Source organism: Hartmannibacter diazotrophicus, assembly GCF_900231165.1.
GTDB classification, from domain to species: Bacteria; Pseudomonadota; Alphaproteobacteria; order Rhizobiales; family Pleomorphomonadaceae; genus Hartmannibacter; species Hartmannibacter diazotrophicus.
Genome location: NZ_LT960614.1, coordinates 1,505,753 through 1,531,833 on the forward strand (window position 1 = coordinate 1,505,753; position 26,081 = coordinate 1,531,833).

The following is a 26,081-nucleotide window of genomic DNA, read 5'->3' on the forward strand; positions in this document are numbered from 1 at the left end:
AGGCGGAGTTTCGCCGTGTCGCGACTTGCCAGCGGTCCCTCGTTGCACTATAGGGACCGCCATCTCACACGCGGGGCCGCGGGTGCGCTGACGCGTACCCATCCGGTGACCAATGGATTTTGGTCTCATCCCCGCGGAGGAACAACCGGTAAAGGACAAATACGTTATGGCACTTCCCGATTTCACCATGCGCCAGCTGCTCGAGGCTGGTGTCCACTTCGGCCACCAGACCCACCGCTGGAACCCGAAGATGGCCTCCTTCATTTTCGGCGCGCGCAACAACATCCACATTCTCGACCTCGCGCAGACGGTGCCGTCGCTGCATCAGGCGCTGAAGGCCGTCAGCGACACCGTCGCCCAGGGTGGCCGCGTGCTGATCGTCGGCACCAAGCGCCAGGCCCAGGAGCCGGTCGCGGAAGCCGCGCGCAAGTCGGCCCAGTATTTCGTCAACAGCCGCTGGCTCGGCGGCATGCTGACCAACTGGAAGACGATCTCGATCTCGATTCAGCGTCTGCGCAAGCTCGACGAAATTCTCGCCGGTACCCAGGCCAATCAGCTCACCAAGAAAGAGCGCCTGAACATGACCCGCGAGCGCGACAAGCTTGAGCGTGCTCTCGGCGGCATCAAGGACATGGGCGGCGTGCCGGACCTCATCTTCGTGATCGACACCAACAAGGAAGCGATCGCGATTCAGGAAGCCCGCCGCCTCGGCATTCCGGTGGCCGCGATTCTCGATTCCAACTGCGATCCGGACGGCATTGCCTACCCGGTTCCGGGCAACGATGACGCGGGCCGTGCGCTGGCGCTCTATTGCGATCTGATCGCGCGTGCCGCTATCGACGGCATCTCGCGTGCCCAGGGCGACTTCGGCATCGATGTCGGTGCGTCGGAAGAGCTGCCGGAAGAGCCGGCGCTGGCGGCTGAGGAAGTTGCCCCCGAAGCCGCTCCGGCGGCCTGAGTCCTTCGAGTGGATGCATCGCGTGGCGGCGTTGGCCGCCGCGCGGTCAATCTAGGAATTTGACGCTGCCGGGCCCGAATCGGGCCGGCAGCCGTTTCTTTCATGGGGTCGCCATCGCGATATCGGCCGCCAGGCCAGGGCGCGGCGCGGCTTTTTCGGTCAGGGCCCTCCATTGTCATGCCTTTGTCGTCTTGGCGGGCATGAGATGGCGCATGAGCCACGACCGCAACAAGAGGAAAGAGCTCCGATGAACATTTCGGCTGCACAGGTGAAAGAGCTGCGCGAGGCGACTGGCGCTGGCATGATGGACTGCAAGAACGCGCTGAAGGAAAACGAAGGCAACATGGAAGCCGCCGTTGACTGGCTGCGCGCCAAGGGCCTGTCCAAGGCCGCCAAGAAGGCCGGCCGCATCGCTGCCGAGGGCCTGATCGGCGTCGCCGTTGCTCCGAACAAGGCTGCCGTCGTCGAGGTGAACTCCGAGACCGACTTCGTCGCGCGCAACGATGCCTTCCAGACGCTCGTGCGCAGCGTCGCCGAGGTGGCTGTCGGCGGCGAAGGCGACATCGCGGCCGTTGCCGCTGCGGCCTATCCGGGCAAGCCGCATTCGGTGGAAGACGAGATCAAGGAACTGGTGGCCACCATCGGCGAGAACATGTCGCTGCGCCGCGCCGCCGTCCTGTCGGTTTCGCAGGGCGTCGTCGCGCCCTATGTCCACGCTGCGGTGACCGATGGTCTCGGCAAGATCGGTGTGCTCGTGGCGCTCGAATCGGCCGGCAACACGGACGAGCTTCTGAAGCTTGGCCGCCAGATCGCCATGCACGTCGCGGCGACCAACCCGCTTGGCGTGACGACCGACGAGATCGCTCCGGACGTCGTCGAGCGCGAGCGCGCGATCTTCTCCGAGCAGGCCAAGGAATCGGGCAAGCCGGCCAACATCATCGAGAAGATGGTCGAAGGCCGCATCCGCAAGTTCTATGAGGAAGTGACGCTGCTGAAGCAGCCCTTCGTCATGGACCCGGACAAGACCGTCGAGGCGGCGGTGAAGGCGGCCGAGGCGGCCGTCGGCGCGCCGGTCACGGTCAAGGCCTTCGTGCGCTACAACCTCGGTGAGGGGATCGAGAAGGAAGAGAGCGACTTCGCCGCCGAAGTCGCCGCAGCCGCCAAGGGCTGAGCACGAACCGTTCGTGCAAGGGGAAAATCGAGAGCGCCGGTGCTGCCGGCGCTCTTTTTTTTCACCATGATGCATCGCCACTATGGCTGAGCGTGCCGGAATTGCGTATTGCATCGCCTCGGCAGGACGGCGCGCGGCATTCGCGGCAGCGACGTCTTGGCTCCCCCGGTGTGCCCATCTGTCTTGCCTGCACCCTGACCCATTGCCCGACGAGGACCTGAATCATGGCATCCACGCCCAGCTACAAGCGCGTTCTGCTGAAGCTTTCCGGTGAGGCCCTGATGGGCGACAAGGGGTTCGGTATCGATTCGGCGGTCGTCGAGCGGGTGGCGGGCGAAGTGGTGGAGGCCCGGCGCCTCGGCGTCGAGGTCGGCATCGTCGTCGGTGGCGGCAACATCTTTCGCGGCGTGAAGGTGGCTGCGGAAGGCGGCGACCGGACGACGGGCGATTACCTCGGCATGCTGGCGACGGTCATGAACGGTCTGTCGATCCGCAGCGCGATCGAAAAGCTTGGCGTCAGAGCGCGCGTCTTCTCGGCCATCGACATGCCGGTGGTCTGTTCCACCTTCACCCAGCGCGATGCCCGCAAGGCGTTCGAGGATGGAAGCATCGTCATTTTCGTTGGCGGCACGGGCAATCCCTTTTTCACCACCGACAGTGGCGCGGCGCTGCGCGCGGCCGAGATGGGCTGCGACGGCATTTTCAAGGGAACGCAGGTGGACGGTGTCTACAGTGCCGACCCGAAGAAGGACCCGACGGCCGAGCGATACGAGACGCTTTCTCACCAGGAAGTTCTCTCCCGCGGCCTCGAAGTCATGGATGCGGCGGCAATTGCACTTGCCCGCGACAATCGTATTCCGGTAATCGTCTTTTCCATTCATCAGCCGGGCGCCTTCGTTGATGTCCTGAAAGGGGAGGGGCGCTGCACGCGGATCGCGGACTGAGCCGCCGGGCGCGCTTTTGCGCGGCGGGATCGGAACGCAGTCGCCACATCGAACGTGGCGGCGCAAAGAGTTTGGAAGGTGAGGACTATGTCGGACGCAGGCTTTGAGATCGAGGACCTGAAGCGTCGCATGCAAAGCACGCTGTCGGTTTTCAAGACGGAACTGTCGGGGTTGCGGACCGGCCGCGCGAGTGCGAGCCTGCTCGAACCGATCGTCGTCGAGGCCTGGGGGCAGACGATGCCAATCAACCAGGTGGCGACCGTCAGTGTGCCGGAGTCACGGATGCTTTCGGTTCAGGTCTGGGACAAGCAGATGGTCGGCGCTGTGGAGCGTGCGATCCGCGAATCGAATCTCGGCCTCAATCCCGTCACGGACGGCACCCTGCTGCGCCTGCCCATTCCGGAACTCAACACGGACCGCCGCAAGGAACTCGTCAAGATCGCCCATAAATACGCCGAGGCCGCCAAGGTCGCGATCCGGCACGTTCGCCGCGACGGCATGGACACGCTGAAGAAGCTGGAAAAGGAAAGCGAGATCAGTGAGGACGCCTCGCGCCAGCAGTCGGATCGGGTCCAGAAGCTGACGGACGAGTCGATCGTCGAGGTCGACAAGATGCTGGCGGCCAAGGAGCAGGAAATCATGCAGGTCTAGGGCTGCTCCGCTCAAGTCGTTCGGACGAGAGCGGGAAGACGAGGCTCAGGAGCCGCAATCCGGGGCGTCTTTCCGGTTGATCCGGCGATTGGACCGGATAGGGACTTGGTCCCGGCATCGGGTAGAATGGGGCCTGCTCCTGATCGGGTCGGGGCAGGGCGAAGCGGATCATGCGCTGGACCGGATGCCCGGATCGACGCCGCCACATGGCACAGCCTTGCCAAATCTCCGGCAGGATTTCAGGATGTGCTTTCGATGTGAGGCGTGACCGGCTCCGCGCAAGGGAGCATCGCCGGGAAACAGGGCTGGGGGATATCGGACGACATGGCCGCGGGAGCCCTGGAAGACACCATGCACGTGAACAGCGATGTCATGTCGAAGGATGGCGACAGCGGGGGCACGCTCGCCGTTCCGCGTCACGTCGGCATCATCATGGACGGCAACGGCCGCTGGGCCCGGGCGCGGGGGCTGCCGCGCGGCGAGGGGCACCGGCGCGGCGTCCAGACCGTGCGCGAGATCGTCCAGCATGCCGGGCGTCTGGGCATTTCCTATCTGACCCTCTTTTCCTTTTCGTCCGAGAACTGGAACCGCCCGGTCGAGGAAGTCGGCGAACTTCTCTCCCTTCTGCGCTTTTTCATCCGCAGGGATCTGATGGAGCTTCACAAGTCGGGCGTGCGCGTCCGCGTGATCGGCTCTCGCGACCGGCTTCCCGACGATATCAAGCGCCTCCTTGAGGACGCGGAGGCTCTGACGGCGCAAAATCCCGGCATGACGCTCGTTGTGGCCTTCAACTATGGAAGCCGCGCGGAACTCGTCGAGGCGGCGCGCTCGCTGGCTCAGGATGCCGTCGACGGCCGGATCCGCCCCGAGGACATTGACGAGGCGACCTTCGAATCCCGTCTTCTGACCCGGGACATTCCCGACCCGGACCTCATCATTCGTACGAGCGGCGAGCAAAGGCTGTCGAATTTCCTGCTCTGGCAGGCCGCCTATGCGGAGTTCGTCTTCGTTGATACGCTGTGGCCGGATTTCAATGCCGCGCATTTCGACGACGCGCTCCGCCAGTTCCGGAACCGGGAACGCCGTTTCGGTGGCCTCGGAACCGGGGCGAAGCGGTGAAGCCGGGAACGGGGAAAGACATCTTGCCATCCGTTCCGGCCTCCAACCTTGTCCAGCGTGTCCTGGCTTCGCTGGTACTGGTTCCGGTGGCGGTCGGCATTACCTATGTCGGCGGCATCGCGTTTCTGACGCTGTTGGCGCTTCTGAGCGCCTTGGTGATGGCCGAGTGGCTCGGCATTTCCAAACCGCCTATTTCCAACTATCTGCGCCGGGCTCTGCCGGTCTTCTGTGCCATCTGCGTCGCCGGCCTTGCCTTAGAGCCGCCGGCGGCGGTCGCAGGTCTCGGTCTTGGCGCGGCGATCTTTGCGGCGACGGCGGCAACGGAGCCGCGCAACATCTGGATCGCGGCCGGTCTCGTCTATGCCGGGCTGCCGGCCATGGCGCTCGCAATGCTGCGCGGCAGCGGCTTCGACGGTTTCCTGGCCGTCATTTTCGTCTTCGTCGTGGTCTGGGCTACCGACAGCGGGGCCTATTTCGCCGGTCGCTCTCTCGGTGGACCGAAACTTGCCCCGCGCATCTCCCCCAAGAAAACATGGTCCGGCGCCATCGGCGGCGCGCTCGCGGCGATCCTTTCAGCCCTCGCCTTCGCCTATCTGGCGGATCTTCCAGCCCTTCCGATTCTTGGGCTGATCGCACTCGGCCTCTCCGTCGTCGCCCAACTGGGCGATCTGGCCGAATCCGCCGTGAAGCGCTATTTCGGGGTCAAGGACTCCGGATCGATCATTCCGGGGCATGGCGGCGTGATGGATCGTCTCGACGGCGTCGTGCCGGCCGCAGTCGTGGCTGCGGCGATCTGCATCGCGCACGGCGGCGATGGCGAACTGGCATCGAGGCTGCTCAGATGGTGATGCAAACGGCAATGGAGAAGACCGTGGTCGCACAGCCGGTGCCGGCTCATGCACCGAAGACACTCTCCATTCTCGGAGCATCCGGGTCGATCGGACAGAGCACGCTCGACCTTGTCCAGCGCAATCCCGACCGCTTCGCCGTGGTGGCGCTGACAGCGAACACCAATGCGGAAGCCCTGGCGGATGCGGCACTGAAGGTACGTCCGAGGATCGTTGCCGTCGCCGATGATCGTGCCTATCCGGCCCTTGCCGAAAGGCTGGCCGGGACCGGTGTTACGGTCCTTGCCGGAGCCGATGGCGTCGTGGCGGCCGCCTCGGAGCCGGTCGACATCCTCGTCTCCGCGATTGTCGGGGCTGCCGGTCTGCCACCGAGTCTTGCCGCCATCGGCAAGGCCGGCGCCATCGCGCTGGCCAACAAGGAATGCCTGGTCTGCGCCGGGGACCTGTTCATGCGCGCGGCGGCGGCTGCCGGAACGCGCGTGCTGCCGGTCGATTCGGAGCACAACGCCATTTTCCAGGCCCTCGACCCGGACAACTTGGACGGCGTTGCGGAGATCATTCTCACGGCCTCGGGCGGGCCGTTCAGGGAGATGCCGCGCGAGGCGATGGCGCGCGTCACGCTGGCCGAGGCCCTGCGCCATCCCCGCTGGGTCATGGGGGCCAAGATCACGATTGATTCGGCGACCCTCATGAACAAGGGGCTCGAACTGATCGAGGCCCACCATCTCTTCGGCTTTTCGCCCGACAGGCTTTCCGTTCTGGTTCACCCCCAGTCGGTCGTGCACGGGCTGGTCCGCTATGTCGACGGTTCCCTGCTCGCCCAACTCGGCAGCCCGGACATGCGCACGCCCATCGCCCATTGCCTCGCCTGGCCGGAGCGGATGGCCGTTCCGGTCCAGCCACTGGACCTTGCCCGTCTCGGCACACTGACCTTTGAAGAGCCGGACCGCGACCGGTTTCCCTGCCTTGCCCTCGCCGAACAGGCGCTGCGCCGCGGCGGCGCGGCGACAAATGTCCTCAACGCGGCCAACGAAGTCGCCGTCGGGGCCTTCCTCGGCGAGAGGATCGGCTATCTCGATATCGCTGCCGTCGTCGAGGAGACACTGTCGGCCTGCGAAGGGCAGGGGCTCCTGTCCCGGCTTGCGTCGGTGGAGGCGGCGATCGTCCTCGACCGCGAGGCCCGCCGGCATGCCGCAGAACGGGTCGTCGCTTGGCAAGGGGCGCACTGAAAGCCTGCCGGCTGCCATTTTTCCGTCAGAAAGACGTCTGACAGGCGGACCCTGGTTAATAATTGTGAAGGAATTTGCGTAAAACTGTGGTGAGCGGAGCGCCGTCGGTGCCGCGTCCGAGGCCGGTCGCTGGTATCATGACGTCGCTTTGTGTTCGCCGGCTTGGCGATCATGGAAAGCAGCCCATGTGGGCGGTTTGTGTTTCCATTGGACGTGCCGGGCGGACATGCGATAGTGAAACCCAAATGGCCGGGGTGTGGCTGTTCGCATTGCACAGGGAAGAGCGGTAAGCGATGAACGTCGTCCTGGGACTGTACAACGGGTTGATCGGCACGATCGTGCCGTTCCTTTTTGTGTTGCTCGTTGTCGTCTTCTTTCATGAACTCGGTCACTTTCTTGTCGCGCGCTGGTGCGGCGTCAAGGTGAAGGCCTTCTCGATCGGCTTCGGCCCGGAACTCTTCGGGTTCAATGATTCGAAGGGAACGCGCTGGCGCCTCGCGGCCATTCCCCTCGGCGGCTATGTAAAGTTCGTCGACGACCTCAATCCGGCCAGCGCGCCGACCGGCGAGACGCCGGTCCAGCTTGCGCCCGAAGACGAGGCCGGCCGTTTCCAGACCAAGAGCATCGGACGGCGGGCGGCGATCGTCGCGGCAGGTCCGATTGCGAATTTCCTTTTGGCGATCGCCATCTTCACCGTTTTCTTCATGGCCTACGGCAAGATGGTCTTCCCGCCCGAGGTTGGCGCTGTCATGCCCGACAGCGCGGCCGCCGAGGCGGGCTTCCAGCCGGGCGACCAGATCGTCTCGATCGACGGCAGCAAGATTCGCATCTTCGAGGACATCCAGCGTGTTGTCAGCACCAGCGCCAATGAGACCCTGACCTTCGGCATCGAGCGGAACGGCCGGTCGATCACGCTGCAGGCGGCGCCGCAGTGGCAGGAACTCGACGACGGCTTCGGCAACAAGATGCGCATCGGCCTGCTCGGCATCAAGCCGGTGGAAGACAGCGCCCAGCTGGAGCGCTTCGACCTCTTCTCGGCGGTCGGCGAGGCGACCTTCCGCTGCTATGACATCATGTCCCGCTCCCTCGGCTACATTGCCAATGTCGTCAGAGGGATCGAGAAGCCCGATCAGCTGGGTGGCCCGATCCGGGTGGCGCAGATTTCCGGAGAGGTGGCGACGCTGGGCTTTGCCGCTCTCGTCAATCTGGCGGCGGTTCTGTCGGTCAGCATCGGGTTGATCAATCTCTTTCCGATTCCGCTGCTCGACGGCGGGCACCTGATGTTCTATGCCCTGGAGGCGCTGCGCGGACGTCCGTTGTCCGAGCGCGCTCAAGGGCTTGGCTTCCAGATCGGACTGGCCATCGTGCTTGCGATGATGCTCTTTGCGACCTGGAACGACATCGCACGGGGGATCAATATCGGCTGATGCTGCGTGCTCCCGCACCGGATTGCGGGGGCCTGTTGCGGGCCGGATGAAAATGTTGGAGTGGATCGCGACGGCGAGTCTTCCCGGTCGGTCGGGCGGAAATCGTTACGATCTAGATAAATTGAAACGGACAAGCGTTGCCGCTGCGCAACGTCTTGCCCGGGAAACGCACCGGCAGGCGCGCATGTGCTTGCCAATGATGGCAAACCCTGTAGAACCGTCAAATACGTGACGGGGTCTGCGTCCGCTCTGAGCGGCGAATCGGGCAAGTGAACAGCAGGTTCGAGTATCTCATGAGATCATTCTTCAAAGTGATGAAAGTCGTAGCTATCGCGGCAATGGTCGCTACGGCGGTTCCTGTTGTTGGCGACGGCCTTCCGCTTATCGGCAGTACTGCTGCTCACGCGGATGTGGTCAGAAGCATTTCGGTCCGCGGCAATACCCGTGTCGATGCGAGCACAATTACCTCCTACATCACCATCAAGCCCGGCCGGACCTTCGGTCCGCTCGACGTCGATGCTTCGACCAAGGCGCTCTTTGACACCGGTCTTTTCTCGGACGTGAAGATCGCCTCGGCCCGCGGCGTTCTGTTGGTGACCGTGGTCGAGAACCCGATCATCGGCCGTGTCGCCTTCGAGGGGAACGACAAGTACGACGACAAGACCCTTGCCGCGATCGCCGAGCTCAAGCCTCGCTCCGTTCTGACGGACGCCAAGGTCCAGACCGACACTCAGCGCATTCTGGAACTCTATCGCCGCAACGGCCGCTACAATGCGTCGGTCGAGCCGCAGATCATCGATCGTGGCGAGAACCGCGTCGACCTCATCTACAAGATTGACGAGGGTCCGCGCACCGAGATCTCCAAGATCACCTTCATCGGCAACAAGGCGTTCAGCGACGGTCGCCTGCAGAGCGTGATCCAGTCCCGCGAATCCGGCATTCTCGGCTGGCTGCGGACGTCCGACAACTACGATCCCGATCGCTTGAGCTCCGACCAGGAAGCCCTGCGTCAGTTCTACTATCGTCACGGCTATGCGGACTTCCGCGTGATCTCCGCCGTCGCCGATTTCGACCGCGATCAGAACGCCTTCTTCATCACCTTCACGGTCGATGAGGGCCAGCAGTACACGTTCGGCGACATCAAGGTCGAATCCACTCTCAAGGACCTCGATGCAGCCAAGCTGCAGAAGGATGCCCGCACGGTTCCAGGCAGCGTCTACAATTCGGACCAGGTCCAGAAGACGCTTGAGGACATGACGCTGGCAGTGACTTCCAAGGGCTATGCCTTCGCCCAGGTCCGTCCGCGCGGTGAGCGTGACTACGACGCCCACACCATCTCGATCACCTACTATGTCGACGAGGGCGCCCGCACCTACATCGAGCGCATCAACGTCATCGGCAACACCCGCACCAAGGACGAGGTGATTCGCCGCGAGTTCGATCTGGCCGAGGGTGACGCCTACAATCAGGTACTGATCGACAAGGCCGAGCGCCGGCTCAACAATCTCGGTTATTTCAGCAGCGTTCGCATCTTCTCCGAACAGGGCTCCGCTCCGGACCGGGTGGTCGTGAACGTGCAGGTCGAAGACAAGTCCACCGGTGAAATCTCCATCGGCGGCGGCTACTCGACCGATGCCGGCTTCATCGCGCAGGTGTCGCTGTCCGAGCAGAACTTCCTCGGCCGTGGCCAGCAGGTGAAGATCGCGGCGGGTCGTGGCGAGGACACCCAGACTTACAGCCTGTCCTTCACCGAGCCCTATTTCCTCGGCCGCCGACTGGCCGCCGGGTTCGACATCTTCCGTGACTCCATCGGCAGCACGACCGATCGCCTGCACCCCTATGACGAAATCGTCACCGGCGGCACGCTGCGCTTCGGTATCCCGCTGACCGAGGAACTCACGCTCGGCCTGAACTACAACATCTCCCAGTCCGACATCAGCAACATCCATCCGGCCTACACGACTCCCGCTTTCGGTGGCACGGGTGCCGCCAGCCTGGTTGTTCCGGAAAAGCGCCTGACGTCGTCGGTTGGCTACTCGCTCACCTACAACACCATCGACAATTTCCAGATGCCGCGTGAAGGCATCTTCGCGAAGTTCTCGCAGGAAGGTGCCGGTGTCGGCGGTGACGCGCAGTATCTCAAGACGACGATCCAGGCGGACTACTACAAGGAGTTCCTGCCTGACTACGGTATGATCGGTCACTTGGGTGCCAAGGCCGGCCATGTCATGGGTCTTGGCCAGGATCTCGCCTATACCGACCACTTCCGCATGGGCAACGATCTGGTGCGCGGCTTCTCGACGGGCGGCATTGGTCCGCGCGACGCGACGACGGGCTACACGCTCGGTGGCCAGTTCTATGTCGGCGGTACGGCGGAAACGATCTTCCCGATGCCGCTGATCCCGGCAGACCTCGGCTTCTACGGCTCGCTCTTCGCCGACGCCGGCACGGTCTGGGACGTCGACAGCGGGACCGTGTCCTCGACCGGCGCGACCGTCATCGGCGACGATGCCTCCATTCGTGCCTCGGTTGGCTTCGGTGTTCTCTGGCAGTCGCCCTTCGGTCTGCTGCGAGCGAACTTCGCGGTGCCGGTGTCGAAGGATAGTGCCGACAAGACCCAGATCTTCAGCTTCTCCGGTGGCACGAAGTTCTGATCGGTCTTCAGAAATGATGGGAAAAGGCCGCCGCTCCGGCGGCCTTTTTCTTTGAAGAGTCCGATTTGGCCGAAATTCGATTCCAAAACGCCGGCAACAACGCTATGGCAAGGTGACAATGAGAGGCGGTGGCCTCCTCGTCCGGCACCTGACGATCCGGCATCTTGATATGCATGACGTCCGGGCCCCGGCCGACCAACAATGACGAAGCCCTGTGACGATGTCCGATCCAAAGTTCTTCCATCCCGTTCGCAGCCTGACAGCCGCTGAAATTGCCGAATTTGTCGGTGGCACCTTGGCGAGCGGCGATCCGGAAACGCGGATCGATGCGGTGGCGCCGATCGGCGACGCGGGCCCCGGCCAGCTCACCTTCCTCGACAATCCCCGTTATGCGCCGCAACTGCGCGAGACCCGGGCTGCCATCTGCATCTGCGCTGCGAAATACGCCGCGATGGCGCCCGAGGGCGTCGCGGTCATCGTGGCGGCCGCGCCCTACCGCGCCAGCGCCCAGGTCGTGCAGGCGCTCTTCCCGGACGCCACGAAACTGAAGGGTTCCTTCGGCAACGAGGGCATTCACCCAAGTGCTGTGGTCGATCCGTCTGCCCGGCTTGAAGCGGGCGTGACGGTCGAGCCCGGAGCGGTGATCGGTCCCGAGGTCGAGATCGGTTCGGGCACCGTCGTCTGCGCCAATGCCGTGATCGGCAAGGGTGTGCGCATTGGGCGCGACGGCTATGTCGGTCCGGGTGCCAGCGTTCTCTACGCGCTTGTCGGCAACCGCGTGATCCTGCATCCGGGGTGCCGGATCGGTCAGGACGGCTTCGGCTTTGCCATGGGGCCGGGCGGCCACCTGAAGGTGCCGCAGATCGGCCGCGTCATCATCCAGGACGACGTCGAAATCGGTGCTAACACGACGATCGATCGCGGGTCGAACCGCGACACGATCATCGGCGAGGGAACCAAGATCGACAACGCCGTGCAGGTTGGGCACAACGTCGTCGTCGGGCGCCATTGCGTTATCGTCTCGCAGAGCGGCATTTCCGGCAGCACGCGGCTCGACGACTATGTGGCGCTTGGTGGCCAGGCGGGCCTGTCCGGCCACCTGCATATCGGCATGGGCGCCCAGGTTGCCGGCAACAGCGGCGTTGCCGATGATATTCCTGCCGGAGAGCGCTGGATGGGATCGCCCGCCAAGCCGATCCGGCAGTTCATGAAGGAAACAAGAACGCTGCGCAAACTTGCGGCGGCAGCCAGTGGAGAAAAGGACAGTGACTGAGACGGTGGGGCAGGACAACGCGGGCGGATCCGGCAAGACGCTGGAAGTCATGGATATCATGCGGCTCCTGGAACTGTTGCCGCATCGCTATCCTTTTCTTCTAATCGACCGCGTGATCGATGTCGACGGTGACGAATCCGGCGTCGGCATCAAGAACGTGACGATCAACGAGCCGCATTTCACGGGACATTTCCCCGCGGCGCCGGTGATGCCGGGCGTCCTGATGATCGAAGGCATGGCGCAGACCGCCGGCGCGATGTGCGTGGCCTCGCGAGAGGGCAACGCGACGCCCAAGCTCGTCTATTTCATGACGGTCGACAAGGTGAAGTTCCGCAAGCCGGTCGGACCGGGGGACGTCGTCGAATATCACCTCAAGAAGATCAAGAAGCGGGGCAACATGTGGTGGTACTACGCCGAGGCAAAAGTGGCCGGCGTGAAGGTGGCCGAGGCCGAGCTCAGCGCCATGCTTGTTGACGCGTGAGCGATATGGCCGAGATTCATCCGACGGCGATCGTTGCTGAAAGTGCTGTGCTGGGCAAAGGGGTCCGGATCGGTCCTTTCTCGACGGTCGGGCCGAATGTGACGCTTGAGGACGGCGTCGAACTTGTGTCCCATGCCATCGTCGACGGGCACACGCATATCGGCGCCCGAACGCGCCTGTTCCCCTTTGCGTCGGCCGGTCTTGCGCCGCAGGACCTGAAGTACAAGGGTGAGCCGAGCCGCCTTGTTGTCGGGTCGGACACGGTCGTCCGCGAACATGCCACGCTGCATCTCGGCACCGAGGGTGGCGGCATGGAGACACGTGTTGGCAACCGCTGCCTGCTGATGGTCGGTGTCCACATCGCCCATGACTGCAAGGTCGGCGACAACGTGATCCTTGCCAACAATGCGACCCTGGCCGGGCACGTCGAGATCGGCGACCACGTCATCCTTGGCGGCCTCAGTGCGGTCCATCAGTGGGTGCGCATCGGCGACCATGCCTTTGTTGGCGGCATGAGCGGCGTGACCGCCGATCTCATCCCCTTCGGCATGCTGACGGGCAACCGCGGCCGCCTCAACGGCCTCAATCTCGTCGGCCTTCGGCGGGCGGGCTATCCGCGCGAGGACATCCATACCCTGCGTGCGGCCTATCGCTTCCTCTTTGCGGGCAACGACCCGCTGAAGGCGCGCATCGAGCGTCTTGAGGCCGAATACGCCGGCACGGGCCTCGTCGACCGCCTCATCGCCTTCTTGAAGGCCGGCAGCGACCGCGAAATCTCCACGCCTCTTGCCGCAGGAGAAGGCCCCGAGGAATGACCGTGCCGCGGCTTGCAATCCTCGCCGGCGGTGGGGCCTTGCCGATCGCCGTCGCCGACGGCGCTCTCGCGGAAGGCCGTGAGGTTGTCGTCTTCGGCATCGATGGCGAGGCCAGCGACGAGATCGCCCGCTTTCGCCACCACACCATCCGCTGGGGCGAGATCGGCAAGCTGCTCGATCTTCTGAAGCGCGAGGAGATCGGCGAGATGGTCTTCTGCGGCTCCGTCACGCGTCCGGACTTCTCCTCGATCCGACTGGACTTCGGGGCCATCGTGCATCTGCCGCGGATCCTCGCCATGATGGTCGGCGGCGACGACACGGTGCTTCAGCGCGTTATCACCTTCTTTGAGGAACGGGGCATCCGCATCGTTGGCGCGCATCAGGTCGCGTCCGGCCTTGTCGCGCGGCCGGGCGTCCTTGGCCGAATCCTGCCGCAGCGCCGCCATGACGAGGACATCGCCTGCGCCTTCGAGGCGGTCGATCTGCTCGGTCGGCTCGATATCGGTCAGGCAGCGGTGGCCGTCGGCGGCCGCGTCGTCGGCGTCGAGGGTGTGGAAGGCACGGATCGTCTGGTCCGGCGCATCATTGAGATGCGCCAGATCGGCCGCCTGCGCTGGAAGGGCAGGGAGGGCGTGCTCGTCAAGGCCGCCAAGGTGCAGCAGGACCTGCGCGTCGACATGCCGGTCATCGGTCCGGCGACGATCGAGGTGGTCTCGCAGGCCGATCTTGCCGGCATTGCCATCGAGGCGGGGCGCGTGCTGATCCTGGAGCGCGAGGCGACCATCGACATGGCCGACAAGGCCGGGATTTTCCTTGTCGCGCGCCAGCGGAAGATCGATCCATGACCGGGGCCGCGACCAGCGGCGGCGAGGAAGTCCGCTCGCCTGATGCCCCGATGCCTGCCGACGCCGCGCGGCCGCTGCGTGTCTTTCTGGTGATCGGCGAGGAATCTGGCGATGCGCTCGGGGCCGAACTCGCCGGCGCTCTCCAGCGGCAGCTCGGCGGCGCGGTGGAATTCTCCGGTCTTGCCGGCCCTCGTCTCCAGCGCCTCGGCGTCAGGAGCCTCTTTCCCCTGTCCGAAATCGCGGTCATGGGGCTGAGCGCTGTCCTCGCGCGCTTGCCGACCATCATCCGCCGGGTCCACGAGACGGTCGCCGCTGCCATTGCTGCCAAGCCGGACGTGGTCGTCATCATCGACAGCCCGGACTTCACCCACGCCGTCGCCAAGCGCATCCGGCGCCAGCAGCCGGGCATTCCGATCGTCGGCTATGTCAGCCCCAGCGTGTGGGCGTGGCGGCCGAGCCGGGCGCGCAAGATGGCGGTCTATGTCGACCATCTGCTGGCGATCCTGCCCTTCGAGCCCGAAGTCCATCGCCGCCTTGGCGGGCCGCCCTGCACCTATGTGGGCCATCCGCTGTCGCGCAAGATGGAGTTGCTGCGCGAGACGGCGACTGAGGCGGGGACCGATGCCAAGGGCGATCACCTGCCGGTCCTTCTGGTCCTGCCCGGCAGCCGGCGCAGCGAGGTTTCCCGGCTGATGCAGCCCTTCGGTGAAGCCTTGTCGCTGCTCGCCGCCAAGGGCGTTGCCTTCCGGGCCCTGCTGCCTGCCGTCGACCATCTGGAGGGCGAGATCGCTGAGGCTATCGAAGCATGGCCGGTCAAGCCGGAGATGGTGCGCGGGGAGGAGGCCAAATACGCGGCCTTCCGGTCGGCCGATGCGGCGCTTGCGGCCTCCGGGACCGTGACGCTGGAACTCGGGCTCGCCGGCGTGCCGATGCTCGTCTGCTACAAGCTCGACTGGTTCTACCGGCGTTTCAGGGATCTGACCAAGGTCTTCCCCGGCCTTGTCCAGGCGACGTCGATGGTGCTCGTCAACATTATCCTCGGTCGCAACGTCGTCCCGGAATTTCTCGATGACGAGGTCAACGGTCCGGCGCTCGCCAAGCGCCTTGAAAAGCTGCTCGATCCGGCAAGCCCGGAGCGCCGGGAGCAGGTCGGCCAATTTGAGCGCCTGCGCGAGGAAATGGCGCTGCCGGACGGTGCACACCCGAGCGATCTTGCCGCCGGCATCGTCATTGACGTGGCAAGGTCAGGCCGCCGGAGCGAACTCTCCGCGACCTGACCCCTTCCGGCGCCTTCAGGCCTGCTTCACGTCCGCCCAGGCGGTGCGGTCGATGTCGAGATCCGAATAGGCGTCGACATCGAAGACCGGATGCTCCACGCCCGCCTTGAGCTGCTTGCGATAGTCGCTGAGCAGCCGCAGGCCGACCGGGAACAGCATGGTGAGGGCCAGCAGGTTGACGATGGCAAGCACGCCCATCATCGGATCGGAGAAGAAGAACACCGACGTCGCTCCGGGAGCGACCGCTCCGATGAAGACGAGTACCATGACGAGTCCGCGCAGGATGTGAACGGCGATCGGATGCTTTGTCAGCACGGTCATCGCGTTCTCGCCGAGATAGTAGTTGTAGATGATCGACGAGAAGGCGAAGAGCAGGATGGCAACCGTCAGGTAGTATTGCGCCCATTCGCCCACATGCGAGACCAGCGACTGCTGCGTCAGGGCAACGCCGTTGATGTCGGTCACGCCTGGCTGGTAGACGTCGCCGAGAAGGATGATGAAGGCGGTGCAGGAGCAGATCAGGATCGTGTCGATGAAGACCGACAGCGACTGCACGATGCCCTGGCTGATCGGATGCCGCACCCAGGCGACGGCCGCGACATTGGGCGCCGAGCCGAGGCCTGCCTCATTGGAGAAGAGGCCGCGGCGCAGACCCTGCGCGATCGCCGCCCCCATGCCGCCGCTGACGGCCTCCTGCAAGCCGAACGCATTGGTGACGATCGACCAGAGGACGCCCGGCAGGCTCGGAAGGTTGATCAGGATGATGAGCAGCGCCATCGCGATATAGCCGATGGCCATGACCGGCACGACGATGTCGGCGGCCTTCGCGATACGGTTGATGCCGCCATAGACGACGAAGCCGGTGACGACGGCGAGAAAGATGCCGGTCCAGAGGCGGTCGATCCCGAGGCTGTCCTGGGCGGCGCCCGCGACCGTGTTGCCCTGGAAGGCATTGAAGCCAAGCCCGAAGGCGGCGATCAGGCAGACGGCGTAGAGCACGGCCAGCCAGCGGAACTGCGGTCCGAGGCCATGGATGATGTAGCGGGCTGGGCCGCCGCGATAGGTGCCGTCGCCGTTGGATTCCTTGTAGAGCTGGGCAAGCGAGCATTCGAACAGGCTCGTTGCCATGCCGACGAGGGCGATGGCCCACATCCAGAAGACCGCTCCCGGCCCGCCGAGCGTGATTGCCACGGCGACGCCGGCGATGTTGCCGCCGCCGACGCGGCCGCCGACGCTGACGAGCAGCGCCTCGCGGGAACTGATATGGCCGGTGACTTCGTCACCCGGCTGCGGAAAGAGGACGCGGAACATGCGTCCGAAGAACTCGAACTGCACCAGCCCGGAAATCAGCGTGAAGAAGATGCCGAGGACGACGAGAAACGGGATCAGCGACCATCCCCATGTCAGATCCCCGATCGCGTTGAAGATTTGTTCCAGAAACGCCATTTCACGCCTCCTCTGATCTGTCACGGCCGAGAGTGACCATGCAGGTACAACTACCTATGGAATAAGACCATGGAGACTGGAGGCTGGCCAGCGACGATCGTCGCGCGGCGGAACATTTCTGTCCGCCTGCATCAATTTTGATCTGGATGTTCCGCAGAGGGCATGCTGCGCCTGACTTTTGTGCCGGCGAACCGCATCGCAATGGCATGCGGCGTTCAAACGGAAACGGCGGCCCATTGGGCCGCCGTTCTCAATTGTCGGTGAAGGAACGAACCGTGCCGGTCAGCTACGGTCTTCCATCTGGATATACTCGCGCTGCGGCGAACCGGTGTAGAGCTGACGCGGACGGCCGATGCGCTGGCCCGGATCCTCGATCATTTCCTTCCACTGGGCAATCCAGCCGACCGTGCGGGCGACCGCGAAGAGCACGGTGAACATGGACTTCGGGAAGCCCAGGGCGCGCAGCGTGATGCCGGAGTAGAAGTCGATGTTCGGGTAAAGCTTGCGCTCGATGAAATACTCGTCCGAAAGGGCGATCTTTTCGAGTTCCAGCGCGACCGCGAGCAGCGGGTCGTTGGACATGCCGAGCTGGCCCAGAACCTCGTGCGTCGTCTTCTGCATGATGCGCGCGCGCGGGTCGTAGTTCTTGTAGACGCGGTGGCCGAAGCCCATCAGACGGAACGGATCGTTCTTGTCCTTGGCTTTCGCGACATATTCGGGGATGCGCTCCGGCGTGCCGATTTCCTGCAGCATGTTGAGCGCCGCCTCGTTGGCGCCGCCGTGGGCAGGGCCCCAGAGGCAGGCGATGCCGGCCGCGATGCAGGCAAACGGGTTGGCGCCCGACGAGCCGGCAAGACGCACCGTCGAGGTCGAGGCGTTCTGCTCATGGTCGGCGTGCAGGATGAAGATCCGGTCCATCGCCTTGGCGTAGATCGGGTTCGGCTTGAACTCCTCGCAGGGCACGGAGAAGCACATCTTCAGGAAGTTGGCCGAATAGTCCATCGCGTTGTCGGGATAGACGAAAGGCTGGCCGATCGAATATTTGTAGGCCATCGCGGCGATCGTCGGCATCTTGGCGATCATGCGCAGCGAGGCGACCATCCGCTGATACGGGTCGGAGATGTCCGTGCTGTCGTGATAGAAGGCCGAGAGCGCACCCACCGTGCCCGTCATGACGGCCATCGGGTGGGCGTCGCGGCGGAAGCCGGAGAAGAAGCGGTTCATCTGCTCGTGCAGCATCGTGTGCCGCGTGACGCGATAGTCGAAGTCCGCCTTCTCGGCTGCCGTCGGCAGTTCGCCATAAAGCAGCAGGTAGCAGGTCTCCAGGAAATCGCCGTGCTCGGCAAGCTGCTCGATGGGGTAGCCGCGGTAGAGCAGAACGCCCTGGTCGCCATCGATATAGGTGATCTGCGACTCGCAGGAGGCTGTCGAGGTAAAGCCAGGGTCGAAGGTGAACTGCCCCGTTTGTGCGTAGAGCTTTGAAATATCGATGACGCTCGGGCCGATCGTGCCGGTCTTGATCGGCATGTCGTGGCTTTCGCCACCGGTCGTCAGGGAGGCCTTGGTTTCGCTCATCGGGTCGAACCTCCTAGCAGGCTATTTTTTGCGGGAGACCGCAGTCCCGGCGGCATCGCGAGGGGAAGACCCGGTGCCGTATTCAAGAGCCGGAACGCACGCGGTCTTGAGACCTCCACTTGCGTATCGGAAAATGTGCATTGCGGCAAGTCACCGCGCCGGAGGCCTTTGGTACAAAAGTCTGATACGCGCCGTCTTGTGCGAAAGCTTAGTCATCACAACGATTTGAGGCCAAGCTGCGGAAGTGACCTCCGGCCGGCTGACTGGCCGGAGGCGTCGCAATGTCATGCCGCATCGCGAAGACGGCCGACCGCCTCGTCCTGTCCAAGGACCGCAAGGACGTCGAAGATGCCGGGCGATGTGGTCCGCCCCGTCAGTGCGGCCCTGAGCGGCTGGGCGACCTTGCCAAGCTTCAGGCCCTCCTGTTCGGCATAGGTGCGTACGATCGCTTCCGTCGAGGCGGCCGACCAGTCGCCAAGCCCGGAAAACTGCTCGGCAAGCGCGCCGACGACGGCCTTGCCCGCGGGGTCGAGCAGGGCGGAGGCCTTCTCGTCGATGGCGATGGGCCGCTGGGCGAAGAGGAAGTTGGCGCCGTCCACGAGTTCGACGAGCGTCTTCGCGCGTTCCTTGAGACCGGCCATCGCCTGCAGCAGCTTGAATTTCATCTCCGGATCGAGCCGCGCCAGCAGGTCCGGCCCGCCTTCGATCTCCGGCAGCATCCGCTCGATTTGGGCGAGCAGCTCGCCGTCCGGCGTCTGGCGCATGTAGACGCCGTTGAGGTTCTCCAGCTTGGCAAAGTCGAAGCGAGAAGGGGAGCGGCCGATGCCGGAAAGATCGAAGAGCTCGATCATCTCGTCCGTGGAGAGGACTTCCGCGTCGCCATGGCCCCAGCCGAGCCGCACCAGATAGTTGCGCAGCGCCGCCGGCAGGTAGCCCATCGCCCGGTAGGCCTCGACGCCCAGCGCGCCGTGGCGCTTGGAAAGCTTGGCTCCGTCCGGCCCGTGGATCAGCGGGATGTGCGACATGACCGGGAAATCCCAGCCAAGGGCATCGTAGATGATCTTCTGGCGCGCGGCGTTGGTCAGGTGGTCGTCGCCGCGGATGACATGCGTGACGCCCATGTCGTGGTCGTCGACGACGACCGCATGCATGTAGGTCGGGTTGCCGTCCGAGCGCAGCAGGATGAAATCGTCCAGGTCCTTGTTGGGAAAGTTCACCTGGCCCTGGACCTGATCATCGATCGTGGTCTCGCCCTCGTGCGGCGCCTTGATGCGGATCGCGGGTTTCACACCGGCCGGAGCCTCGGACGGATCGCGATCGCGCCAGGTGCTATCGTAGCGCGGCGGACGTCCCTCGGCACGCGCCTTCTCGCGCATGACCTCCAGATCGGCGGGCGTGCAGTAGCAGTAATAGGCCTTGCCCTTGGCGACCAGTTCCTCCGCCACCGAGCGGTGACGGTCGGCGCGCTCATACTGCGAGATCGGGCTGCCGTCCCAGTCGATGCCGAGCCATTCGAGCCCGTCGATGATGGCATCGACCGCCGCCTGCGTGGAGCGCGTCCGGTCCGTGTCCTCGATGCGCAGCAGCATCCGTCCGCCCCTGGCTTTCGCGTAGAGCCAGTTGAAGAGTGCGGTGCGCGCGCCGCCGATATGCAGGAAGCCGGTCGGGGAGGGTGCAAATCGCGTGACGACGACGTCGGACATGGAGATGGTCTCTGAATATACGTGCATGCTTGACGGATCGGCGACCGGAGGTCGAAATGGCCCGTGGACGTAGGTCCTGTCACGGGATTGTCGCTTCGACGGGCGGGGCCGGGCTCGGAAAATTGGACGACGCTCTAGCACAGCTTGGTGAGGACGGCAAAACCGGAAAACCGGCATCTGCAACAAAGGCGGACGCGCGTGCCAGACGACGGATTTCCTGCCGGACGAATGCTGCGGAACAGGCGGATGGGCCGACTGCCACTCGGCCGGTTTTCCGTCGGATATGCAAGGCCCGTTGTCAGCCTGCTGTCAGGGTGGTGGCGGGACGTCGAGGCGGACCGGGCCGACGGGCGGGGGATCCTGTGGCTGCCGGTCATGGCCGGGGCTGGAAGCGCGACCTATTTCCTTCTGCCCGGAGAGCCCGGCACAACGATCCTCGTCGCCGCGGGTCTCGCTTTCGTATCGGCAGTCGTTCTCGCGTGGTGGCGAGCCGGCGGTCTTTTTCTCATGCTTGCCATGGCGTTCGCCGGCTTTCTGATCGCCAAGGCACAGACGGAGCTTCACCGCGCCCCGGCCCTTGAGGCAGAGCGGACAAGGACGGTGGAGGCCGTCGTCGAAAGGGTCGAGGTCCGCCAGAACGGGCGAGGGCGCCTCACCCTGCGGCCAACCAGCATCTCAAGGGTTCGCCCCGACGAAATGCCGGCCCGCATTCAGCTCAGCGGGCGCCTGCCCGGCGAAGGCCTCTGGCCGGGCGACAAGGTCCGCCTGCTCGCGCGCCTTTCCCCGCCGTCGGGTCCTGTCGTTCCAGGTGGCTACGACTTCGCCCGCGTCGCCTATTTCGACGGGATCGGCGGGACGGGTTTTGCCCTTGGCGCCATCGAACGAACGGCACCGGCAGGTCCGGTTTCGCTCTGGCGGGACCCGATGCTCGGTCTGGAACGCTTCCGCCAGACAATTGGCTCCTCGATCCGGAGCGAACTGCCGGGCAATGCCGGGGCCGTCGCCGCGGCGCTCATCGTCGGCGATCGCGGCGCCATCGATCCCGAGGCTTCCGAGGCCATGCGCATCTCCGGACTTGCCCATGTGCTTGCGATTTCCGGGCTCCACATGGGGCTGGTCACCGCCGTTCTCTATGGCGTGGCCCGGGCGCTTCTGGCGGCGGTGCCCTTTCTGGCCCTCAACTGGCCGGTCAAGCAGATCGCGGCCGTGCTGGGGCTTGCCGGTGCTCTCGGCTACCTCGCCGTCTCCGGCATGAATGTCCCGACCCAGCGCGCGGCCATCATGACCACATTCGTGTTGCTGGCCGTCATCCTCGGCCGCTCGGCCATCAGCCTGCGTCTCGTTGCCGTGGCGGCCCTTGCGGTCCTGCTGACGACACCGGCCGCGGCGCTCGACCCTGGCGCCCAGATGTCCTTCGCCGCCGTCACGGCGCTGATCGCGACCTATGAATGGTGGTCGAACTACCGCCGGTCCAGGCCCGGACAGGGGCTCGCGTCGGGACCGTTCGGTCTGCCGGCACGCGCAGTCAGGCTGCTGGCGGCCATGGCCGCGACATCGCTGATCGCCGGACTGGCGACCGCGCCGGTGGCCGTATGGCACTTCGATCGCCTCGCCCCGTTCGGCCTTGCCGCCAATCTCCTGGCGATGCCGCTAGTGACCTTTCTGATCATGCCGGCGGCTGTCGCCGTTGCCGTCCTGATGCCCCTTGGCCTGGAGGGGCCGGCGCTTGCGGTGATGGGGTGGGGCATCGACCGCATGCTCGACATTGCCCGCCTTGTCGCGGACTGGACGCCCCACGGCGGTGTCGTCGCACATCCCCCGCTTGCCGCGATCCTGCTGATGGTGGCCGGTGGCCTGTGGGTGGCACTTTTTTCGCGGCGCATCCGTTGGCTCGGCGTCCTTCCGATCGCTGCCGGGCTCCTCGTCCTGCCGGTGGGGCGGCCACCCTCGCTGCTCGTGACGGCGGATGGGCGAGGCGCCCTTGTCGTGACGGCGGACGGAACGCCGAGGGGGCTTGGCCGCGTGACGAGTTTCACCATGGAAAGCTGGCTGCGCCACATGGGCCTTGATTGGTCCGCCCGGGATTGGCGGCTGAAGGAGAATGTCGCCTGCGATGACAAGGCCTGCGTTCTGACGCGAACCGCGCTTCTCGCCGGTCGGCAGCATCCGACCGCGGATGAGGATCGAAAGGCTCTGTCGTCCGGCGAAGATGGGGCATGGCTCTCCGCCGCCCCGCCCGAAAGGGAAACGCCGAGGCCCGCTCAGCATTCCGGCCGGCAAGGAACCGACGGTCCGGACGGATCGAGGAAGGGGGGGGCGAACCACATCACCCTTGTCACCGATCCTCGGGCCTTTGCCGAGGAGTGCACCCGAGCCGGTCTTGTCATCACGCCGTTGGCGGCGCCCCGCTGGTGCGGTGAAAGCGCTCTTGTCATCGACGCAGGTCAGATCGCGGGCAAGGGCGCGACAACCTATCGATGGCAGGACGCCGGCAATGGACGCTGGCGTCTGGACATGGAAGCGCAGTCACTGCCCCGAGGTCCACGTCCGTGGACCGCCTCGCTGACCGGCGAGTAGCCCGAGCTTCACCCGCCGGACCATGCGCGCGAAACGCCCGGCAAATGCAGGCGGCTGCCCGGGATCAGTAGCGCCTGAGCAGCGCGACCAGCTTGCCCTGAACCTGCACCCGGTCCGGGCCGAAGATCCGTGTCTCATAGGCGGGATTGGCGGCCTCAAGGGCAATGGACGCGCCACGCTTGCGCAGCCGCTTGAGCGTTGCTTCCTCGTCGTCGACGAGGGCAACGACGATGTCGCCGGAGTCGGCGGTATTGCCCTTGCGAATGACAACCGTATCGCCGTCGAGAATGCCGGCCTCGATCATGGAATCGCCGCGAACCTCAAGCGCAAAATGTTCGCCGTGCGAGAGCAGGTCGACCGGAATCTGAACCGTGTGCGAATGGTTCTGGATCGCGGAAATCGGCACGCCAGCAGCAATCCGCCCCATCACCGGAACGGCGAGGGAATCGGACGGCTCGGGAACGGCGACTGGCGCAGCAGCAGGGCGCGGCTTGCCCCGGTCGCCTTCGATGACATTGGGAGAAAAGCCGCGCGAGCGGCTGGCAAGGCCGGGCCCGACCGAATCCGGAAGCTTGATGACTTCCAAGGCGCGTGCCCGGTTGGGCAGGCGGCGGATGAACCCGCGTTCCTCAAGGGCCGTGATCAGACGGTGAATGCCGGACTTGGAACGCAGATCCAATGCTTCCTTCATCTCGTCGAAGGACGGCGGCACGCCGCTTTCCTTCAGGCGCTCGTGGATGAACATGAGCAGCTCGTGCTGCTTGCGTGTCAGCATTATCTGTCGCCCCTTCCGGCCCGAGATCGGCCGTTCGTTTCAAACGCCCGAATTCATGGCCTTTATCGCCGAAAAGTCCTTGTCAATCGATGAACTCGCCTGCCGGTGGCACAATCAGCCAAAGAACAGTTGCAGCGATTCCCCGGGCAAGCACCCCCACTGAACATCCGAACTTACGAATGTCCGACAGCCAAGGATCTGATTCGGTACAAATCACGAACAAACATAGCTGTTCTGGCTGTGTTCTGCAAGCGGGCACCGGAGGCATGCGCTTTGACCCGGATCCAGTGATGAGAGACACTCCCGATGCCGCGATCGCGCTTATGCCCGAGTTTTCAGACGGTTGTTGCCACATGTTCCGATGAAGGAGGGCGCCGCGACCCCGCGGGCGTCCTGCCATCGTCGCGCACTTTCAGAGATAGCCACAGGATGGCCAGCTCGGTCTGGAGCCTGACGGGCGCAATCCAGTGACCAATGGCACGTCATGTGCAGTCAAAAATCCGTCATCCGCCTGTGAAACAGTGGGGCAAATACTTAATCGGGACACGGAATACCGGAGAGTCAGGTGGATAAAGCCACGGATGAAAAGCAGGCGATGGATTGGCTGGAAGCGGAACTGGCCGACACGCTGGACGAAGACTACGAACTCGAACTGTCCGAGCCGGCGCTATCCGCGGAAATCCGCAAGATCTATCGAAAGTCGCATCCGCCATCCATGCCGCGGATCGAGTATTTTCGCGCGCTGCTGTCGCTTCAGTCGGAGCTGATCAAGCTGCAGGACTGGGTCGCTCACAGCAAGGAGAAGGTGGTCATCATCTTCGAGGGCCGCGATTCCGCCGGCAAGGGCGGTGTCATCAAGCGCATCACCCAGCGGCTGAACCCTCGCGTCGTGCGTGTCGTCGCGCTTCCCGCGCCGTCCGACCGCGAGAAGACGCAGTGGTATTTCCAGCGCTACGTGCCCCACCTGCCGGCCGGCGGCGAGATCGTTCTCTTCGATCGTTCCTGGTACAATCGCTCGGGCGTCGAGCGCGTCATGGGCTTTGCCAGTGAAGATCAGGTGGATCAGTTCTTCAATGACGTGCCGGAGTTCGAGCGCATGCTCGTCCGCTCCGGCATCCGCCTCGTCAAATACTGGTTCTCGATCACCGACGAGGAGCAGCAGATGCGCTTCCTGATGCGCATCCACGACCCGCTGAAGCAATGGAAGCTGTCGCCGATGGACCTCCAGTCGCGCGTGCGCTGGGAGGCCTACACCAAGGCCAAGGAAGACACCTTCGCCCGCACGAACATTCCCGAAGCGCCGTGGTACATCGTCGAGGGCAACGACAAGAAGCGCGCCCGGCTCAACTGCATCGCGCATCTCCTGACGATGATCCCATACGAAGACGTGCCGCACGAGGAGATCACGCTGCCCGAGCGTGTCTTCAATCCGGATTACGAGCGCAAGGTCCTGCCGCCGGAGCTTTATGTCCCGTCGAAATATTGACCGGCCGCATCCGCAGTCCGCGTCCGCAGTCCTCTGGCCCGGGCCAGAGGACCAGCGTTGGCCTTGCGCTCCCACACACCGGCCTGCAGCGGTCGGACGGCCCCTGCTGTCGTGCCCCAGGTTGAGCGGCATCAGGCCGAGCGCAAGAGTGTCTTCAGGCTGAGCGACGGATCTTGAAGCGACTGCGGCGCGGGGCATGCGTCCCGCCCGATGAGCATCTCGGCGAAGCGAATGTCCTTGGCGACGGCGTTCCCTGTGCCGATGCCCGCCGCGGCGCGGAGCCTGCCGGACGGATCGAGCGCGAAAAGCAGAAATCCGTTGCCAATCTCGCGTCGCACGATCGTGTCGTCCGGGCTGAAGCGTCCCGTCATCTGAAGGCCGAGATCATAGTGATCGGACCAGAACCAGACGCCTGGGGCGTGCGTGACGGGATCACCGGCCTCGCCGCTGCCGACAATCACATAGCGGGTCATCGGTCAGCCCACCTTGACCATGATGGCGGCGCCTTCGACGCGCACCTCATAGGTCGCAAGATCGTCGCAGACCGGCGCGCGCAGGGCCTCGCCCGTGCGATAATCGAACTGGCCGTTGTGCTTGGGGCACTCGATGACATGGTCCATCACCAGCCCGTCGCTCAGATGCACCTGCTCGTGGGTGCAGAGCCCGTCCGTGCAGAAAAATGCGTCGTCCGGGCTGCGGTAGATCGCGAAGGTGCGCCCGCCATGGTCGAAGCGGATGACGTCTTCTTGCTCGATATCGTCCGCCGCGCAGGCCTTGATCCAGTCTGCCATTGTTGTCTCCTCCCCTGTTTTCTGGTTCTCGGGCGG

At 64.5% G+C, this 26,081-nt stretch carries 23 protein-coding genes; 16 read left to right on the top strand and 7 right to left on the bottom strand.

Annotation, left to right across the window (positions count from 1 at the left end; all coding sequences use genetic code 11):
• The first annotated feature begins 166 nt into the window (after window positions 1–166).
• From rpsB to bamA, 9 genes are all read left to right on the top strand, one after another.
• Complete coding sequence (gene rpsB / locus HDIA_RS06995; RefSeq protein ID WP_099555515.1) at window positions 167–958, top strand: 30S ribosomal protein S2; 792 nt, start codon at window positions 167–169, stop codon at window positions 956–958.
• Window positions 959–1,205: 247 nt separating this feature from the next.
• Window positions 1,206–2,129: a translation elongation factor Ts gene (gene tsf / locus HDIA_RS07000; RefSeq protein WP_099555516.1), complete on the top strand. Its 924-nt coding sequence runs from the start codon at window positions 1,206–1,208 to the stop codon at window positions 2,127–2,129.
• A 224-nt stretch (window positions 2,130–2,353) separates the two neighbouring features.
• Window positions 2,354–3,073 carry a UMP kinase gene (gene pyrH, locus HDIA_RS07005; RefSeq protein WP_099555517.1) on the top strand — a complete coding sequence of 240 codons (720 nt, stop codon included), beginning with the start codon at window positions 2,354–2,356 and terminating at the stop codon, window positions 3,071–3,073.
• An 87-nt stretch (window positions 3,074–3,160) separates the two neighbouring features.
• The gene (gene frr, locus HDIA_RS07010) at window positions 3,161–3,724 is read left to right on the top strand and encodes a ribosome recycling factor (RefSeq protein WP_099555518.1); all 564 of its coding nucleotides are present in this window, start codon (window positions 3,161–3,163) and stop codon (window positions 3,722–3,724) included.
• A gap of 324 nt (window positions 3,725–4,048) precedes the next feature.
• On the top strand, window positions 4,049–4,843 hold the full coding sequence (locus tag HDIA_RS07015) for an isoprenyl transferase (protein WP_425432925.1): 795 nt from the start codon (window positions 4,049–4,051) through the stop codon (window positions 4,841–4,843).
• Window positions 4,844–4,866: 23 nt separating this feature from the next.
• Window positions 4,867–5,691, top strand: a complete 825-nt coding sequence (locus HDIA_RS07020; RefSeq protein WP_245884190.1) for a phosphatidate cytidylyltransferase — start codon at window positions 4,867–4,869, stop codon at window positions 5,689–5,691.
• Window positions 5,685–6,920 carry a 1-deoxy-D-xylulose-5-phosphate reductoisomerase gene (locus HDIA_RS07025; protein WP_342748115.1) on the top strand — a complete coding sequence of 412 codons (1,236 nt, stop codon included), beginning with the start codon at window positions 5,685–5,687 and terminating at the stop codon, window positions 6,918–6,920. Before HDIA_RS07020 ends, HDIA_RS07025 begins: the two co-directional genes overlap by 7 nt.
• A gap of 293 nt (window positions 6,921–7,213) precedes the next feature.
• A complete protein-coding gene (gene rseP / locus HDIA_RS07030) occupies window positions 7,214–8,347 on the top strand; it encodes an RIP metalloprotease RseP (protein ID WP_099555520.1) in 1,134 nt (377 codons plus the stop codon).
• A 293-nt stretch (window positions 8,348–8,640) separates the two neighbouring features.
• Window positions 8,641–11,001, top strand: coding sequence for an outer membrane protein assembly factor BamA (bamA, locus tag HDIA_RS07035; RefSeq protein ID WP_099555521.1), 2,361 nt, complete (start codon window positions 8,641–8,643; stop codon window positions 10,999–11,001).
• A gap of 7 nt (window positions 11,002–11,008) precedes the next feature.
• Here the strand turns inward: bamA and HDIA_RS25230 are convergent, their stop codons facing one another.
• Window positions 11,009–11,176 (bottom strand): hypothetical protein, encoded by a 168-nt coding sequence (locus HDIA_RS25230; RefSeq protein ID WP_157775408.1) that lies wholly within the window; start codon window positions 11,174–11,176, stop codon window positions 11,009–11,011.
• Window positions 11,177–11,221: 45 nt separating this feature from the next.
• Between HDIA_RS25230 and lpxD the strand changes: the two genes are divergently transcribed.
• The 5 genes from lpxD to lpxB are packed head-to-tail and all read left to right on the top strand — an operon-like array spanning window position 11,222 to window position 15,692.
• Entirely contained in the window at window positions 11,222–12,274 is a 1,053-nt protein-coding gene (lpxD, locus tag HDIA_RS07040) for a UDP-3-O-(3-hydroxymyristoyl)glucosamine N-acyltransferase (protein ID WP_099555522.1), read from the top strand.
• Window positions 12,275–12,323: 49 nt separating this feature from the next.
• Entirely contained in the window at window positions 12,324–12,755 is a 432-nt protein-coding gene (gene fabZ, locus HDIA_RS07045) for a 3-hydroxyacyl-ACP dehydratase FabZ (RefSeq protein ID WP_099558755.1), read from the top strand.
• 5 nt (window positions 12,756–12,760) lie between these two features.
• Window positions 12,761–13,570 carry an acyl-ACP--UDP-N-acetylglucosamine O-acyltransferase gene (gene lpxA, locus HDIA_RS07050; protein ID WP_099555523.1) on the top strand — a complete coding sequence of 270 codons (810 nt, stop codon included), beginning with the start codon at window positions 12,761–12,763 and terminating at the stop codon, window positions 13,568–13,570.
• On the top strand, window positions 13,567–14,415 hold the full coding sequence (locus HDIA_RS07055) for an LpxI family protein (RefSeq protein WP_099555524.1): 849 nt from the start codon (window positions 13,567–13,569) through the stop codon (window positions 14,413–14,415). Before lpxA ends, HDIA_RS07055 begins: the two co-directional genes overlap by 4 nt.
• Entirely contained in the window at window positions 14,412–15,692 is a 1,281-nt protein-coding gene (lpxB, locus tag HDIA_RS07060) for a lipid-A-disaccharide synthase (protein WP_342748116.1), read from the top strand. The genes HDIA_RS07055 and lpxB overlap by 4 nt, the downstream gene beginning before the upstream one ends.
• A 15-nt stretch (window positions 15,693–15,707) precedes the next feature.
• On the opposite strand, the gene HDIA_RS07065 is transcribed toward lpxB, so the two are convergent.
• From HDIA_RS07065 to gltX, 3 genes are all read right to left on the bottom strand, one after another.
• Window positions 15,708–17,138, bottom strand: a complete 1,431-nt coding sequence (locus HDIA_RS07065; RefSeq protein WP_099555525.1) for an alanine/glycine:cation symporter family protein — start codon at window positions 17,136–17,138, stop codon at window positions 15,708–15,710.
• A 282-nt stretch (window positions 17,139–17,420) separates the two neighbouring features.
• On the bottom strand, window positions 17,421–18,713 hold the full coding sequence (gene gltA, locus HDIA_RS07070; RefSeq protein WP_099555526.1) for a citrate synthase: 1,293 nt from the start codon (window positions 18,711–18,713) through the stop codon (window positions 17,421–17,423).
• A 284-nt stretch (window positions 18,714–18,997) separates the two neighbouring features.
• On the bottom strand, window positions 18,998–20,416 hold the full coding sequence (gene gltX, locus HDIA_RS07075) for a glutamate--tRNA ligase (RefSeq protein WP_099555527.1): 1,419 nt from the start codon (window positions 20,414–20,416) through the stop codon (window positions 18,998–19,000).
• A 246-nt stretch (window positions 20,417–20,662) separates the two neighbouring features.
• Here gltX and HDIA_RS07080 point away from each other — a divergent pair, with 246 nt between their 5' ends.
• Window positions 20,663–22,993 (top strand): ComEC/Rec2 family competence protein, encoded by a 2,331-nt coding sequence (locus HDIA_RS07080; protein WP_162292617.1) that lies wholly within the window; start codon window positions 20,663–20,665, stop codon window positions 22,991–22,993.
• 64 nt (window positions 22,994–23,057) lie between these two features.
• Here HDIA_RS07080 and lexA read toward each other — a convergent pair whose 3' ends face one another.
• A complete protein-coding gene (gene lexA / locus HDIA_RS07085; RefSeq protein ID WP_099555529.1) occupies window positions 23,058–23,768 on the bottom strand; it encodes a transcriptional repressor LexA in 711 nt (236 codons plus the stop codon).
• A gap of 595 nt (window positions 23,769–24,363) precedes the next feature.
• Here lexA and ppk2 point away from each other — a divergent pair.
• Window positions 24,364–25,254 carry a polyphosphate kinase 2 gene (gene ppk2, locus HDIA_RS07090; RefSeq protein WP_162292698.1) on the top strand — a complete coding sequence of 297 codons (891 nt, stop codon included), beginning with the start codon at window positions 24,364–24,366 and terminating at the stop codon, window positions 25,252–25,254.
• Between the two features lie 131 nt (window positions 25,255–25,385).
• Here the strand turns inward: ppk2 and HDIA_RS07095 are convergent, their stop codons facing one another.
• Both HDIA_RS07095 and HDIA_RS07100 read right to left on the bottom strand, forming a co-directional pair.
• A complete protein-coding gene (locus HDIA_RS07095) occupies window positions 25,386–25,727 on the bottom strand; it encodes an oxidoreductase C-terminal domain-containing protein (RefSeq protein ID WP_099555531.1) in 342 nt (113 codons plus the stop codon).
• Between the two features lie 3 nt (window positions 25,728–25,730).
• The gene (locus HDIA_RS07100) at window positions 25,731–26,045 is read right to left on the bottom strand and encodes a MocE family 2Fe-2S type ferredoxin (RefSeq protein WP_099555532.1); all 315 of its coding nucleotides are present in this window, start codon (window positions 26,043–26,045) and stop codon (window positions 25,731–25,733) included.
• Window positions 26,046–26,081 lie beyond the last annotated feature (36 nt).